14 protein-coding genes are annotated in these 15,227 nt (G+C 67.4%); 10 read left to right on the top strand and 4 right to left on the bottom strand.

Annotated elements, in window-relative coordinates; translation table 11 throughout:
- Positions 1-12: 12 nt before the first annotated feature.
- Complete coding sequence (locus CW359_RS01165; RefSeq protein WP_157968456.1) at positions 13-903, bottom strand: hypothetical protein; 891 nt, start codon at positions 901-903, stop codon at positions 13-15.
- Positions 904-1,298: 395 nt separating this feature from the next.
- On the opposite strand from CW359_RS01165, the gene CW359_RS01160 reads away from it, so the two are divergent.
- Positions 1,299-2,291 carry a ribosome-inactivating family protein gene (locus CW359_RS01160; protein ID WP_105967770.1) on the top strand — a complete coding sequence of 331 codons (993 nt, stop codon included), beginning with the start codon at positions 1,299-1,301 and terminating at the stop codon, positions 2,289-2,291.
- Positions 2,292-2,798: 507 nt separating this feature from the next.
- On the opposite strand, the gene CW359_RS01155 is transcribed toward CW359_RS01160, so the two are convergent.
- Positions 2,799-3,677: a DDE-type integrase/transposase/recombinase gene (locus tag CW359_RS01155; RefSeq protein ID WP_157968455.1), complete on the bottom strand. Its 879-nt coding sequence runs from the start codon at positions 3,675-3,677 to the stop codon at positions 2,799-2,801.
- 268 nt (positions 3,678-3,945) lie between these two features.
- On the opposite strand from CW359_RS01155, the gene CW359_RS01150 reads away from it, so the two are divergent.
- From CW359_RS01150 to CW359_RS01140, 3 genes are all read left to right on the top strand, one after another.
- Positions 3,946-6,144 (top strand): MMPL family transporter, encoded by a 2,199-nt coding sequence (locus CW359_RS01150; protein ID WP_232838151.1) that lies wholly within the window; start codon positions 3,946-3,948, stop codon positions 6,142-6,144.
- A 334-nt stretch (positions 6,145-6,478) separates the two neighbouring features.
- A complete protein-coding gene (locus CW359_RS01145) occupies positions 6,479-6,832 on the top strand; it encodes a DoxX family protein (RefSeq protein ID WP_105967768.1) in 354 nt (117 codons plus the stop codon).
- Between the two features lie 158 nt (positions 6,833-6,990).
- On the top strand, positions 6,991-7,515 hold the full coding sequence (locus CW359_RS01140; RefSeq protein ID WP_232838150.1) for a response regulator transcription factor: 525 nt from the start codon (positions 6,991-6,993) through the stop codon (positions 7,513-7,515).
- 1,049 nt (positions 7,516-8,564) lie between these two features.
- On the opposite strand, the gene CW359_RS01130 is transcribed toward CW359_RS01140, so the two are convergent.
- Positions 8,565-9,206 carry a polysaccharide deacetylase family protein gene (locus CW359_RS01130; RefSeq protein WP_105968185.1) on the bottom strand — a complete coding sequence of 214 codons (642 nt, stop codon included), beginning with the start codon at positions 9,204-9,206 and terminating at the stop codon, positions 8,565-8,567.
- Entirely contained in the window at positions 9,203-9,871 is a 669-nt protein-coding gene (locus tag CW359_RS01125; RefSeq protein WP_105967765.1) for a TetR/AcrR family transcriptional regulator, read from the bottom strand. Before CW359_RS01125 ends, CW359_RS01130 begins: the two co-directional genes overlap by 4 nt.
- A 100-nt stretch (positions 9,872-9,971) precedes the next feature.
- Between CW359_RS01125 and CW359_RS01120 the strand changes: the two genes are divergently transcribed.
- The 6 genes from CW359_RS01120 to CW359_RS01095 all read left to right on the top strand — a co-directional run bounded on the left by CW359_RS01120 (position 9,972) and on the right by CW359_RS01095 (position 15,189).
- The gene (locus CW359_RS01120; RefSeq protein ID WP_157968454.1) at positions 9,972-10,814 is read left to right on the top strand and encodes an alpha/beta hydrolase; all 843 of its coding nucleotides are present in this window, start codon (positions 9,972-9,974) and stop codon (positions 10,812-10,814) included.
- 19 nt (positions 10,815-10,833) lie between these two features.
- Entirely contained in the window at positions 10,834-11,520 is a 687-nt protein-coding gene (locus tag CW359_RS01115) for a VOC family protein (RefSeq protein WP_105967763.1), read from the top strand.
- Positions 11,521-11,581: 61 nt separating this feature from the next.
- Positions 11,582-12,433, top strand: coding sequence for a fumarylacetoacetate hydrolase family protein (locus CW359_RS01110; protein ID WP_105967762.1), 852 nt, complete (start codon positions 11,582-11,584; stop codon positions 12,431-12,433).
- A 55-nt stretch (positions 12,434-12,488) separates the two neighbouring features.
- Entirely contained in the window at positions 12,489-12,842 is a 354-nt protein-coding gene (locus tag CW359_RS01105) for a DoxX family protein (RefSeq protein ID WP_105967761.1), read from the top strand.
- Positions 12,843-12,880: 38 nt separating this feature from the next.
- Positions 12,881-13,897, top strand: coding sequence for an alpha/beta hydrolase (locus CW359_RS01100; protein ID WP_105967760.1), 1,017 nt, complete (start codon positions 12,881-12,883; stop codon positions 13,895-13,897).
- Positions 13,898-14,022: 125 nt separating this feature from the next.
- Entirely contained in the window at positions 14,023-15,189 is a 1,167-nt protein-coding gene (locus tag CW359_RS01095) for an alpha-hydroxy-acid oxidizing protein (RefSeq protein WP_105967759.1), read from the top strand.
- Positions 15,190-15,227 lie beyond the last annotated feature (38 nt).

The raw sequence follows: 15,227 nt of genomic DNA, 5'->3' as shown, positions 1-15,227 counted from the left end.
TCGACGGTCAGTTCAGGCGCAGTCCTCGTCCGTGACGGGACGGTCTTTCGTGCGGATCGCGCCGGCGGGGAATCCGGCCTTGTCGAGTACATCACCCGTCGCGGCCATGGTGAAGCCGGACGAGGTGATACGGATGCTGCCGTTGTCCCGCCAGCCGTTCTGGTTCGAGACCTCATCGGGGGTGATGAGGGTGAACCTCTCCAGCACCGCGACCGGGGTGCTGGAGACTGTCCGCAGCTGCGGCACCCGCTCGAGGAAGGCGACGGTGCGCGGCGGTACGTTGATCGTGTCGGTCTTGCTCTTGCTGACCTCCTCACCGAAGGACCACTCGGTGGTCACCTCGGCGCCGCCGCCGATCGAGAGCACGTCCTTGATGATGCTGAGGTTGAAGTCGGCGCTGACGCTGACGCTGTGGGTGACGCTGCTGGTGGTGGTCAGACTCTGGGTGATCTGCTGACCGGCCTCGACGGCGTTGCCACAGTTGATGATCAGGTCGGAGGCGTCCGTCGGGGCACCCACGGCCGTCTTCACGCTGGTCACCGGGTATTCGCAGTGCGCGGAGACACGGGCGAGCGGAGGTGTACCCGCCGGGGTCTTCCCCGGGTCACCGACGCCGTTCGACGTGTCCGGCGACACCTCGCCGGTGTCAAGGTTGATGAAGAACGAGCCGACGTCCTGGAACGGCCGGTCCGAGGTCGGGCCCGGGCACATGGCCGCCATGAGCTTGTCGGTGTCGAAGGTCTCGGCACCCTTGAGCTGGAACGGCGTGGAAGCCGGCGGAGGCACGAGGGCCGCCATAGCGGCGGGAACGGCGATCACACCTCCCGCAATGGCCACGGCCGAGCCGAGGCCGATCGCGACGGTCCTGGAGCGCTTCTTCTTACGCGCATGTCCTGTTGTCATGCTCTTGCCGTCCTTGGGTGAATTCGAGCTGGGGGTCTCGCCTTCACCCATCCTTGCTACGAGCAGGGTCATGCCAACAGAGGCAAATATCCCGACCCGCGGGTTTTCTTTGGAAGCCCATTGCCGTTCGTCCGACAGTAAATATAGGGATCAAGTTGCTTATTTATCCCTCCGGGAACCGGAAACGCGTCCCACGCGAGGTTACCCCCGGTAGGGATATCTGCCTCTATCGGTCGCTGATGCGGAAGTAGAGATTGAGGCGACAAGTCTCCTGCACGGGCCGGATCCACGTGCGGACTGAATGTCTGCGCACAGGCGGAAGGACTTTCCCTTTCCGGCAACGCGGTTCGCGGATTCGGCGGGGCAGGGCGGCATACCCGACAGAGAAGGTGCACATGAAGATACGCACGGTCTCCGATCCAGCCACGCCGGCGAGAGCGGGCACTCGCGGGCACAGGCGCGCTTCTCGGTGGTTCAAGGGAAAGTTCCTGGTGCTGTTCCTCGTCGTCGCCACACTGCTGGGCGGCGCCGCCCTGATGGTCCCGGAGTTCCAGGAGAAGGCCAGCGCCATCGACGACAACAAGGACATCGTCTGGGACATCAACGGCGGCCAGAAGGCGTACAACAACATGATCGAAGCGGTACGCCAGCGGGCGACCGGTGGAGCGGTGCTACGGGAGGGGATACTGCAGACCAACCCCAACCTGGACACAAGCGATGCGAACATTTTCGCCGTCGAACTGCAGCACAGCGGCGTCCCGGAAGCCTCGGAGACGCCGCGTGTTCGCCTGCTCATGCGGGCACGTGACCTCTTCGTCATCGGCTGGCACATCACGGAGCCGGGACGAAACAGCGGTGGCACCATTCTCTACTTCAAAGGCGACAACACTGGTTACCTCGGCCCGGACCCACGCGAGTCTCCGGCCCAAACCCCGCCGACGCTCAACTTCACAGGCAGCTACACCGACCTGGAGCGCACCGGCGGCCGGACCCGGACAGGCCTCACGATCACGGGGCCCGTCATGGAGCAGGCGTTCAGGGATCTGCGAGCCTCGCCCGAGAGAATTCGCACGGACACGACGGCCGACGCCGCGATGATCTTCATCATGACAATCGCGGAGGCCGCGAGGTTTGACCCACTGCAGCAGGCTTTCGCGGAGGGACTGGTCCCTGGCCGCCCCGGTGGGTACACCATCACTGCCAACGACGCAGCCCTGATGAACAGCTGGAGCTCAATCTCGACTCAGGTGGTCAACAACCTGAACAACGGTGGAGCCCTCGCCGTCGAGATCGCAGATGGTGACCCGACAACGATTGACTACAAGGGGTTCACCCTGGGGCAGGTGTCGGCATTCATCGCCATCGCACTCATAGGTTCCAAGATCTGAGCCTGTTCCTCAACGTCGGCCTTGATCGCGTTCGACTACCTCGGTCGTTCATGAGTTCCCGCCAGCTTGGTGGCGGGAACTCTGTGTGATGCGGTCCTTTCAAGGCTCGGGCGTGCTGAGGGCCCGGCGCTCGCGTCGGGTGGGCGCCGAGTTCCACTTCGCCGGTGCGGCGGCAGGGATTTGGCGTCGTCGTATGACGCCCGGGTCATGATCATCCGAGGGGACGTGGTGCTTGCTGCCGCGCCGAGCGGCCCTCACGTGGAGGAGTGAGTGCCGCCGTTGCAGGAGAGGTGCCTATCAGCTGGTCAGGGCAGGTTGGCGGGGTTTCAGGTTCGCTTGTTCGGTCGACGCCTGGTCGGTGCAGTGCTTCTCCTCGAACTCGATGGGGTTGAACCAGCCGAGCCGGGCTTGTCTGCGTCGGCTGCTATGGCAGCCGGCGATGTACTCGAACAGTGCAAGGTTCGCCTCGGCCCCCGTTTCGAAGACGTGGCTGCGAACGCGCTCGGTCTAGACCAATATCCACAGGTTCTCGGCCAGAGCGTTGTCGTGGGAACTCCAAGTCCGCGATGGACCCCATTCAATTCCCTTTTGTAGCAGGCGTGTTGTGAGCTTGATGGATGTGCATTGGCAGCCGTGGTCCGTGTGGTGAATGAGCTGTCCGGGCTCGACCTCCCGACTGGCCAGGGCGTACTCCAGTGAGGACAGGACCAGGTCCGCGTCCACGCGGGCCGAGGTCTCCCACGCGATGACGCATCGGGAGAACCCGTCGCGGATCGCGGACGGCCACAAGGGACCTTCGCCGGTGGGAATCATGGTGAGGTCGGTGACCCACGGTCGGCTCGGCGCGAGTGCGGTGAAGTTCGGCTGCACCAGGTCCGGGGCCAGGGTGGTCTTGGGGCCTCGGAGCGTGAAGCCCGTGCGGCGCGGACTGATGTCCGCGAGGCCGTCCTCGCGCGGCGAGCCGTAGGTCCCGTCGGAGTCGGCATGGATCCGCTGGATCTTCTCCGTCGGCTCCGCATTCTGGCGTCGCCGTTCGCACGGTTCGTTCTCGGCGCGGCGCCAGCGGTAGTAGGTGGAGGAGGGGATGTGCAGTTCCCGGAGTACGGGCTCGACCCCCAGATGCGGGTGCTCGTCGAGGAGAGCGGTCGCCTGGGCCGGCTCGAGCTGCGCGGCGAAAAGATCCGAGGCTGTCCGTAGCAGCTCGCTCGCCCGCTTGAGCTGGGTGTTTTCCTTGCGCAGGGCTGCGAGTTCCTCGCGCTCGCCGGTGGTCAGGCAGTCATCGCGTTCGCCTGCATCGGCCTCAGTCTGACGGATCCAGGTCCACAGGTCTTGACGATTACTCCCGCGTGCGGTGTGCGTGTGGGCCGACGCCCGACCAGCACGCACCACTGGCAAAGTGCCCTCCGAGTCGGCAGCATCACAGAAGACGCCCCCTCGACCCACATTCGTTGACTCTGGAATACCCAGAAGAGATTTTCGGCATCCTTGTATCCGTTATTATGTCGGAGTGGACTCGACGTGCCGGTGGACGGGGTTCGACGCTTCCTGGCGTCCGCGCACGACTGTCGTGACGGTCGCAGGTTCACCGGGCAGACCCCTGCTCCGCCCGCGAAGGCCAACCACGCAAATCCCACTCCTACCGGAAGAAACAAATATGGCAACGCTTCTCTATCGGCTGGGCGTTTTCGGGGCCGAGCGGTGGCGCACGATGTTGATCGGATGGCTGCTCGCCCTCAGTGCGGTGGCCGGCTTGGGCATCTCGTTCGCCGGCACGTTCCAGGACAGCGATTCCATCCCCGGCTCACCTGCCGAAGCGGCGCTGACCAGGATGGACCGGCACTGGCCGGAACCGGCCGGTACGGGCGGGCAAATCGTCTTTCAGGCGCCGTCCGGCCACAGGCTGACCGAGCCCGGGCTGCGGAAGTCCCTCGCAAGCGCCCTCGGCGCGACCAGCCGCGTGGGCGGGGTGATCGGAGTCAGTAGTCCGGCCGAGGGCGGCGAGGTCTCCGAGGACGAGCGCACTGCGGTCGCCCAAGTCCTCTTCGACTCCAAGCTGGACGGTGAGGCGGCCCAAACGACGCTCGAGGCCGTCAAGGACGCTGGGGCCGAGGCGCGACGGGCGGGGCTCAAGACCGTGTACGGCGGTGAAGCATACGCTCCGCAAACGTCACCCTTCGGTCCCACCGAGATGATCGGCCTCGGAGTCGCACTGGCTGCCCTGGTGATGACGTTCGGCTCGCTGCTCGCCGCCGGCCTCCCGCTGATCACCGCCATTCTCGGCGTCGTCGGCACGATGGTCGCCATGATGGGGCTGGCCTCGGCGTTCAACGTGTCCGACAACGCCGCGACCCTGGCAATCATGCTGGGTCTGGCTGTCGGCATCGACTACGCCCTCTTCATCGTCTCCCGCCACCGTGCCCAGCTCGCCGGCGGCACCCCCGTCCGGGAGTCCATCGCCAGGGCCACCGCGACCGCCGGCAGCGCCGTCGTCTTCGCCGGCGCCACTGTCGTCATCGCCCTGGCAGGCCTGTCCGTCGCAGGCGTCCCGATGCTCACCTCGATGGGACTCGCCTCCGCCGGATCCGTCACTGTCGCCGTCCTCATGGCACTCACCCTGCTGCCCGCCCTGATGGGCATGGCGGGGCACCGGCTGATCCCCAAGCCCCGTTCACGCGCCGCCCGGCAAGCGGGCCGCAGCAACGTCACGGCTACCCTGGGTGTGCGCTGGACGCAGGGAGTGCTGCGCCACCCGCTGCGCAACCTGATTCTGGGCACAGTCGCCCTCATCGCCCTGGCAATTCCCGCCATACAACTCAAGCTCGCCCTCACCGACGAGGGCTCCAACGCCACCACCACGTCCAGCCGCCAAGCCTACGACATCATCAGCGACGCCTTCGGCCCCGGCGCGAACGGCCCCCTCGCCATCCTCATCGAGGACGACGACCCGGCCACCATCCAGTCCACGGCCACCGCCGTCGAGAACAAGCTGAACGACACCAAGGGCATCGCGGACGTAAGCGGCGTCGATGTTGCCGAGGGCAAGAAGGCCGCCCGCATCCAGGTCATTCCCACCACCGGACCACGTACCCAGGAGACCAGCGATCTGGTCTCCCAGCTGCGTACGGAGATGCAGCCCATCGCCCACACGCACGACAGCTACGTGGCGGTGACCGGGCTGACCGCCGTCAGTATCGACGTCTCGTCCAAGATCGGCGGCGCGCTGGTGCCCTTCGCGATCGTCGTGATCGGCCTCTCCCTACTGCTTCTGACGGTCGCGTTCCGGTCCGTCGCCATACCCGTCAAGGCGACTGTGGGATTCCTGCTGTCCCTCGGCGCGGCCTTCGGCGCCACCGTGGCGGTCTTCCAGTGGGGCTGGCTGGCCGGCCTGCTCGGTGTGCCCAGCCAGGGTCCCGTGGCCAGCTTCGCGCCCATCATCGTCATGGCCGTACTCTTCGGCCTCGCCATGGACTACGAGGTCTTCCTCGTGTCCGCCATGCGCGAGGACTATGTCCACCGGCGCAACGCCCGGGCGGCCATCATCGTGGGAGCGCGAAACGCGGCCCGTGTGGTGACATCGGCCGCGGTCATCATGATCTCGGTGTTCATCAGCTTCCTCTTCTCCCACGACATCAACATCATGCCGATCGCGTTCGCGCTTGCCTTCGGCGTCCTGGTCGACGCTTTCCTGGTCCGCATGACCCTCGTACCCGCGGTGCTGGCCCTCCTCGGTGACCGCGCATGGTGGCTGCCCCGCCGCCTCGATCGGGTCCTGCCCCACCTCGACGTCGAAGGCGGGAACTTCCACGTGCCCGACGCGACCAGCACCACGGACAGGACCGTGGCGGCAGTCTGATTTCGGCTGCTCGAGAGCGGTGACGGACCTCTTCGGGGTGGTGGGTACCGGTGGCCGACAGCCTGTTGGCCCCTAGGAAGGTGTGGAGCCAGACGGACGGGCGCTCACGCCGGCGGAGGAGAGGTCGTTGCTGGGCGGCCTTTGGCCGGACACCGGCAGCACTTCGGCAGCCGCACCGGTTGGCCATTCGACAACGCCGAACCAACTCCACGAGAACGGTGTACGGCACGCGTACGGGGTCGCACTGATGGCACCCCGCCGAACTGATCTTCGCAGATCCAGGTCGCGCCGCTCACCGGCGTCGCATGATCGCAACGAAGGTAAAGGTCACCCCATGAACGTCGCATCCGTGGTCCTCGCCGTGCTGCTCGCGGTGTCCTTTCTCGCCTTGGGCACCGCCAAGATCCTGGCTCTGCCGAAGGCGCGCCAACTGGCCGTGGAAAGCGGGTTCTCCACCACGGCCTACCAGGTCATAGGCGTACTCGAAGCCGCCGCGGCGGCCGGGCTGCTCCTTGGCCTGGCCGTACCGCTGCTCGGCGCACTCGCCGGTACCGGCTTGATGCTGCTGATGTCTGGCGCCCTCATCATCCACTTGCGACACGGCGACGGGCCGCAGAAGTTCGCACCCGCAACCGTGCTGGCACTGCTCGTCGCTGTTTACCTCACCTCCCACCTGGCAGCGGCGTGAAGAAGCACTCCCCGCACCAACCCGGCGCTGTCAGCGTGGCCGTGGCGTGCCACGAGGGTGACTGGCCGTGTCAGGAGTGGCCAGGGGCGGACAGCACGACGCTGAGCGTGCGGTGGGTGCGTCCCCCTTACATCTCTCTCAGACGCGGTTCATGGGATGTGGTCGTGCTGCGTTGCCGGCATCCTCTCAGCGAGCTGCCCCGGTTGCGCGAGGCAATGGGCGAGCGCTCCCTGCCCGTGCTCCTGGTCTGTCCCACTGCCGACACCGAGCAGGTCACCACCGCCCTGAAACTCGGAGCCATCGGCTACCTGGTCGACGGGGACATCAGCAGTCGCGCCCTGACGATCGCGGCAACGAGCGCTGCGGAAGGACACACATGCCTTTCCCCGACTGCCAGTTCCGCACTGCAAAAAGGCGTCTCTCCTGGCTTCGGCCCTGTCGGAGACGAGGCGCGACTGCGAATGGCACTGTCACCACGTGAGCGCGAAGTAATGGATCTGCTGGCATCCGGATTCGGAGTCGCGGAGATCGGGCAGCGACTGTCCCTTACGAGGAAGACCGTCCGCAACTATCTCACCAGCGTCTACAGCAAGCTCGGAATCTCCAACCGCACATCGGCCGTCCTGCTATGGCTGGGCGCCAAGGAGCCGCCAACCCACGGGGGATCCGCTCCGCCGGGCTGACGTTGAGGTGGATGCGTGGAATCTCGCCGGCGCCCCCCGCTGCGGGAAACGGCGGCGAGGCACTTGGCCCGGTAGCCGGTTTCGCGGGAGCAGCCGGGCTGGCGGTACTCGCTCTTCGAGGAGTTGCGCCGGACGCGGTCGACAGGGGCATTGGTGTTGTCGTTCTTGACCTGCCCTCCTGCGACGTCACCGCTGAGCTCGGCCGCGGTTTCCGGGGCGAGGTGGCACCAGCTGTCGTCCAGGGCGCGGGCGTCGATGCCGCCATCCCGGTCCTTTCCGTCCCAGTTTCCGGCGCGGTGGGTGCCCAAGACCGTCGGCGTCCAGGCACGCGGACCCGATGCATCTGCAGGGCATTCTGCGGATGCTCCACCACGACATTTGCTGTCGACTTGTCTCTGGAGCGGGAGTTCGTCCCCGCGCAGACCTGTTGGCGGTGCCTGTATCGGTGCTTGCAGGCCGGGGAAAGCGACCGGGACCTCTGGTTCAGCACCGATCGTGATCCTGAGACGAGCTCTCTTCGGCCGGGGAAGATCCGGCAACGCGCCGAGGCGTACGGCCTGCCGCTGGATCTTCCGTGCCCTTGGAGGACATGGCCTTCGGTCAGTCGCAGTCCTCGGGGGTGACCGGGTCGTCCTGGGCGTGGATGGCGCCCGCGGGAAAGTCGCTCTCGTCCAACACGTCCGCCTTCGAGGTGGTCTTGAACGCGGGTGAGGTGACGCGGATGCTTGCCGCTGTCCTCCCGGCCGCTGATCTTCTTCTTGCCGTCCGGGTTCAGCAGCGTGTTCTGCTCGATGACGAAGACCGGCTGGCTGACTACGGAGCGAATCACCGGGAAACGCGTGGTCTCCGCGGCGCCGTGGTCGGAGACGGATCTGTTCACCGGACCGCGGACGGAGAGGCAACGGGGACATCGGTAACGGCATCGGTCTCCGAAACGGCCCGAGCGCCCCTGGTGATCAGGCTGGCGCAACTGAAGACTCCAAGATTCCCAGAAGCTTCAGAGTCAAGCTCAGCGTCCGGCCCTCCCTGGTGCAGCTCGAATGATCTGGTCAGCGGGTCAGTAAATGATCGACTGGCAGCGTGAGGCGTCCGGCCTGGAGGGGGACGCAGCTGTGCGGGAAGTCCTGGACGATGTCGGCGCCCAGTTCGCGCAGGCCGTCGAGGAAGCGGGGCAGGTGATCCATGGCGCCGGTGGGCAGGTCGTGCAGGACGACGAGGCTCCACTCGCGGGTGGTGACGTCCTGCAGGCAGCGGTCGACCCACTGGTCGGGCTGGTCCCAGTCGTGGGGGACACAGTTCCACAGCACACAGGTGTGGGCGTTGCGCTGCAGATAGGTCAGCCCAGCCGGGCTGAGCAGCTTGCCGTCCAGGATGCCGCCCCCGCCATACGGCCGGAACAGCCGGCCGGGAGAGGCTAGGTCGCCGATGAGCTCCTGGGCCTCGCCGATCTCCCGTTCGGGCAGGCGGGGGTCGTCGCTGTCGCCGAGCTGGACCGTGTGGGTCAGGGTGTGGTTGCCGATCCAGTGGCCTTCGGCGGCTGCCCGCTCGGCCGCGGCGCGGTTCTCCGGCTGTCGCAGGTTCTGCGCGACCAGGAAGAACGTCGCCCGCACGCCGTAGCGCTGCAGGGTGTCCAGCACCTGTGAGGTGACCGGTGCGGTGGGGCCGTTGTCGAAGGTCAGGGTGACTTTCACGGCTGCTCCCCGGCGGCGGCCGTCCGCCACTGGAGTCCGCCCAGGACAAGGTCGGCGACCATGTCCGCGTGCTCGGCGATGGCCCCGGGGTCGAGGGGGTCACCGGGTCCGATGCGGCGGGCCAGACCGAGCAGGCTGTAGGGGGCGCTGGCGCCGTGCGCGACGAGGAAGTGCAGGGTGCGGACCGGCACCGGGGCGATCTTTCCCTCGTCCATGAGTGTGCGAAGCGGTGCGGTCAGCGCGGTCAGCGTCGGTTCGACATGCTGCTCGTACAGGTGGAACAGCCGCGGCGTCTCCGCGACGCCCTCGACGTTGAGCAGCCGGAGCACCTCCGGGCGCCCGGCGTGGACGTGGACGAAGCGCCGGATGATGCGGCGGGTCTGTTCCAGGGGGCCGCCGGTTGTGTCCTCCAACTCGGGCAGCAGTTCGGCGGCGATGGCGCCGAAGGCCCAGTCGACGGTGGCGTACCAGAGCTTCTCCTTCGACCCGAAGCGCTGGTGGATCAGGTTGTGGCTGACGCCCAGCTCGCGGTTGAGGGCGGCGACCGACGCCCCGTCGTAGCCCTTGTCGGCGAACATCCGCAGGGCCGCGCCGAGGATCTCGTCGAGTGTGGCGGGGGCCAGTTCCGCCGGGGGGCGGCCGAGCCGCGCGTTCGGGATGGTCATGGGAAACACCCTAGCTGAGATGTTGACGGGCATCAATTTAAAGTTGATACTCATCAACATCAGGCGGGGCTGTGTGGACGCCCGCCGGAGGAGGCCAGTGATGAAACGTGAGAACCACATGGTCGGCGAGAGCTTCGTCTACCGATTCGCCCATCCGCAGGCAGATCACGTGCTGCTGGTGCAGCACGGCACCGGGGGCCACGGAGGGATCTACGACACCTTCGCCACCCATTACGCCGGGCTCGGGGCGGAGGTGTGGTGCATGGACGCGCCCGGCCACGGCCGTTCGCGCACCACCCGACCGGCCGGGCGGTTCACTCTGGAGGAGTGGGTGGAGGCGGCCGTCGATGTAGGTGAGTACATCGCGGACGAGACGGGTCTGCCGGTGTTCGTCAAGGGATCCTCGCTCGGCACGGGCGCGGCCTACGGCGCCTACGCGGCCTCCGACCTGTTCACCGGGGCTGTGCTGATGGGGTTTGCGATTCCCTCGTCGCCGGTGATCCCGGCCGACAATCCCTTCCGTACGACGGCGTACGAACGCATGGTCGAGCAGTTCGGCGACGCGCTGCAGCTGGACATCGGCCGCTTCACCGACTTCGACACCGACTACGGCTACCGGGGCGCCGAGCGCCAGAAGCGTGAGGACCCGCTCAACACCTGGACCTACGAGTTCGCGTCCTTGGGGTCGATGATGCGCTACGACCCGGCCGTACCGCTCGCGGACAACACCAAGCCGATCCTGTTCACCGTCGGCGAGAAGGATCCCGTCTTCACCCCCGAGGTCGCCCGCTCCGTCGTCGCCGCCACCGGTGGGCCCGTGGAGCTGTACGTCCATCCCGACGGCGCCCACCAGTTGATGCTCTTCCACACCATTGACTACGCCCGCGTGGTGCGCGACTGGTGCCAGAAGAGCCTGCGCACCGCCACCCTTCCCACCTCCTGATCACGAAGGAGTGATCGACATGACCGTCCACCCGCGCGGGGTCAACCACCTGGCCATCGCCACCTGTGACATCAAGGCGCAGATCGAGTTCTTCACCGATGTCCTGGGCTGCGAGCTCAAGGCGCTGTACTGGATGCACGGCACCGAGGGTGCCTGGCACGGTTTCCTGGAGCTCAACCCTTCCTCGTACGTCGCGTTCGTCCAGCAGCCAGACAACCCGGAAAAGATCGAGTGGGGTCTGACCCATGCCGGCAACGCCTCCGGTCCCGTGACCGCCGGTGCAATGCAGCACGCCGCCTTTCATGTGGACAGCGTCGAGGAGCTGCTCACCCTGCGTGACCGGATCCGCAGCCGCGGCATCATGGCGCTCGGCCCGATCGACCACGGGTTCTGCCAGTCGGTCTACTTCGCCGGGCCCGAGGGGCTGGCACTGGAGCTCACCTGCGGCGGAGCGATCGACGACCGGGCCTGGATCGACCCCGAAGTCGTCGCCCTGGCAGGCATCGACGAGGACGACCTCGCCCGCTACCGGCGGCCGGCCAACTACCAGCGGCCCGCCGAGCCGGTACCGCTGCCGGCGCTGAACCGGGCCAAGCCCCACCTCAACTACTCGGACGAGATCTACCAAGTGATCGCCAGCGCCTCCGACGAGGATCTGCGGGCGATGCTCAGCGACACCGAGCCGCCCGTCACACCACAGGACTGACGACTGCCGCCGCCGGGGCACGCCGCCTGTGCTGCGGGTCCCGCCCCGAAGGGACACCCTCATGAAACTCGCCAACCTGGACGGCCGAGCCACCGTCGTCACCCCGGAGGGCGTGATCGACCTCGAAACCGCCTCCGGCGGCCGCTTCCCGGCCCGCCCCGACTCCGCTGTCGCACGTATCTTCGAGATCCGTGACTGGCTCGCCGCCACTCGACCGGCCCCGGACCCGACGACGACGCAAGCCATGCTGGAGACGGACGCCACCCGTCTGGGACCGCCGGTCACCAGCCCGGCGCAAGTTTTCGCCGTCGGTCTGAACTACCGCGATCACAGCGCCGAAACCGGTCTTGCGGTCCCCGACGTACCGCTCGTCTTCACCAAATTTCCCAGCTCGCTGGCCGGACCAGCCGCGGACATCCCGCTGCCGACCCCGACCTGCGACTGGGAGATCGAACTCGTCGTCGTCATCGCCGAAGGCGGCCGCGACATCCCCGCCCAGAAGGCGCTCGACCACGTCGCCGGATGCTGCGTCGGCCAGGACATCTCCGAGCGCACCGGCCAGATGGCAGGAACAGCCCCGCAGTTCAGCCTGGCCAAGAGCCACCGGGCCTTCAGCCCGATCGGCCCCTGGATCACCACCCTCGACGAAGCCGACCCGGCCGACCTCGGCCTGACCTGCACCCTCGACGGCCAGACGGTACAGTCCGGCCGCACCCGCGACCTGATCTTCGACGTCCCGACCCTGATCAGCCACCTCTCCGGGATCTGCGAACTCACCCCCGGCGACCTGATCTTCACCGGCACCCCCGCGGGCGTCGGCTTCTCCCGCACCCCGGCCCGCTACCTGACCACCGGCAGCGTGCTGCGCTCCACCATCGAAGGCCTGGGCTCCCTCACCAACCCCTGCAGCTGACCGCCATTCCGCCACCCCCTGATCAGGACAACCCCCCCGTAAGGCAGCTACCACCATGTTCATCGCCACAGCAGTTCTCGCCATCCTCCTCGCCGCCGGCTTCGTCGCGGCAGGACTCCCCAAGGTCCTCGCCCAGCCGACAGCGGTCGACAATGCCCGCCAGCACGGCTACTCGGTCCCCGCCTTCCGCATGGTCGGCCTGCTCGAAGTCGCGGGCGCCGCAGGACTGGTCATCGGCCTGTACTGGGCACCCCTGGGCGTGGCCGCCGCCGCAGGACTCGGCCTCCTCATCCTCGGCGCCGTTGCCACACACCTGCGCGCCAAGGACCCGGTCAAGGCAGTCGTACCCGCTCTCCTCTTCGGCGCCGCGTCCGTCGCCGTCCTCGTACTCCGTCTCACCACCAGTTGACCGAACAGTTCACCCACGCTCACAGAAAGACCACCCCCATGCCCCTTCTCGACGTCGTCGGTGCGCTGGGCTGCGGGGCGGCTCTCGCCGCGGCTGCAGGAATTGTCGTGCGCCGCCGGGCACTTGCCGCCATCCCGCCCGAGCTGCGGCACCCCGTGCTGTATCTGCCGCTGAGCTTCACCAACGCCGCCACCCTGGCCCTGGGCCGTCGCCTGCCCTTTCCGGGCTCCGCCATCAGAGCGGGCGTCGAAGTCGAACAGCACACCGTCCCCGTCACAGCGACCGCACCCGCCGTCACCGTGCTCACCTACCAGGCCGCCACCCGGCCCACGCCGAGCGGAGCGCTGCTGTGGATCCACGGTGGCGGAACCATCATGGGCGCCGCTCGGGACTGCCACGTGCTGTGCAGCCGCATCGCCGAAGAACTCGGTCTGCTCGTCGTCAACGTCGAGTACCGGCTCGCACCGGAAAACTCCTACCCCGCCGCGCTCGACGACTGCTACCGCGCTCTGCGATGGCTGCACGACAACGCCACCGACCTCGGCATCGATCCCGCCCGCATCGCCGTCGGCGGCCAGAGCGCCGGCGGCGGGCTTGCCGCCACAGTGGTCCAACGCGCCCACGACACCAAAGTCCCGGTCCGCTTCCAGCTGCTGTTGTACCCGATGCTCGACGACCGCACCGTCCTGCCCGCCGAAGCCCCCGGCCGACGGGCCTACACCTGGACGGCGGCGTCCAACCACTTCGCCTGGACCGCGTACCTGGGCCACCCGCCCCGGGATCAGGACGAGCGCCCCTACATCGCTGCCGCACGGCGTGGCGACCTCACCGGGCTACCGCCCGCGTGGATCGGCGTGGGCGACATCGACCTGTTCCACCACGAGGACGTCGCATACGCCCGCCGCCTGCGTGAGTCGGGCGTCGAGTGCGAGCTGCTCGTCGAGCCGGGCATGTACCACGGCGCCGACGAACTGCTCGATGGCAGGGCTGCTTCGATGACAGCCTTCCGCAGTCGTGCCCTCGCCGCCCTCCACATCGCGCTGACCACGCCGTAGCCGCAGCAGAGGGCCCAGGAGGTCAGCACGGCGGGTGCGACTGCGCGCTCCCTGCCTGGCTGAACGGTGTGTCACCTCCTGCCCCCACCACCCCCGGCCGACGGCCCCATGAGAGGACGACCTGGATGACTCAGCAATACGGCGACTACCAGCTACAGATCTACGCCGACGGCCTGCGCGGAGTGCTGCCCGTGCTGCCGATGACGTTCTCCGACCTCGAAGAGCGGGCCAAGGCAGTGCTGCCCCCGGCCATCTGGTCCTACGTCGCGGGCGGCTCCGGGGATGAGCACACCCAGCGCGCCAATGTGAACGCCTTCGGGCAATGGGGTCTCATGCCGCGGATGATGGTTGGCGCCGAACGGCGTGATCTGTCCATCGACCTCTTCGGTATGCGGCTTTCGACGCCATTGTTCATGGCGCCCGTCGGTGTCATCGGGCTGTGCGCCCAGGACGGCCATGGAGACCTTGCTACGGCCCGCGCCGCCGCCCGCACCGGAGTGCCGATGATGGCTTCCACCTTCTCCGTCGACCCGATGGAATCCGTGGCCAAGGAGCTCGGGGACAGCACCGGTTTCTTCCAGCTGTACACGCCGACCGACCGGGCCCTGGCGGAAAGCATGGTCCAGCGCGCCGAGTCCGCCGGGTTCAAGGCCATCGTAGTCACGCTGGACACCTGGATCACCGGCTGGCGCCCCCGCGACCTGGCCACCAGCAACTTTCCTCAGCTGCGTGGACTCTGCCTGGCGAACTACATCTCCGACCCGGTCTTCCGCGCCGCCCTTCCCCGATCCCCGGAGCAGGACATGCCTGGCGCGGTCGCTCACTTCGCGAAGATCTTCGGGAATCCGCTGACCTGGGACGACATGCCCTGGCTGCGTTCCCTTACGAAGTTGCCGTTGATCCTCAAGGGAATCTGCCATCCCGAGGACGTACGCCGGGCCAAGGACGCCGGCGCCGACGGCATCTACTGCTCTACCCACGGTGGCCGACAGGCCAACGGCGGCCTGCCCGCCCTCGACGCGTTGCCCGGCGTGTTGGACGCAGCGGACGGCCTGCCCGTGCTCTTCGACTCGGGCATCCGCTCCGGCGCGGACATCGTCAAGGCCCTCGCTTTCGGCGCCACCGCCGTGGGTGTAGGCCGACCGTACGCATACGGCCTGGCCTTGGGAGGCACGGACGGCATCGTCCACGTACTCCGCTCCCTTCTCGCCGAAGCCGACCTGATCATGGCCGTCGACGGCTACCCGACTCTCGCCGACCTCACCCCGCAATCACTGCTGCGGTTGCGCTGAGCACCCAGCCCGCAGGGAGCCCGTCGGACACCGATCAA

The sequence above is a fragment of the Streptomyces geranii genome (genome assembly GCF_002954775.1).
GTDB lineage: Bacteria > Actinomycetota > Actinomycetes > Streptomycetales > Streptomycetaceae > Streptomyces > Streptomyces geranii.
This window is presented reverse-complemented; position numbering and strand designations above follow the sequence as displayed.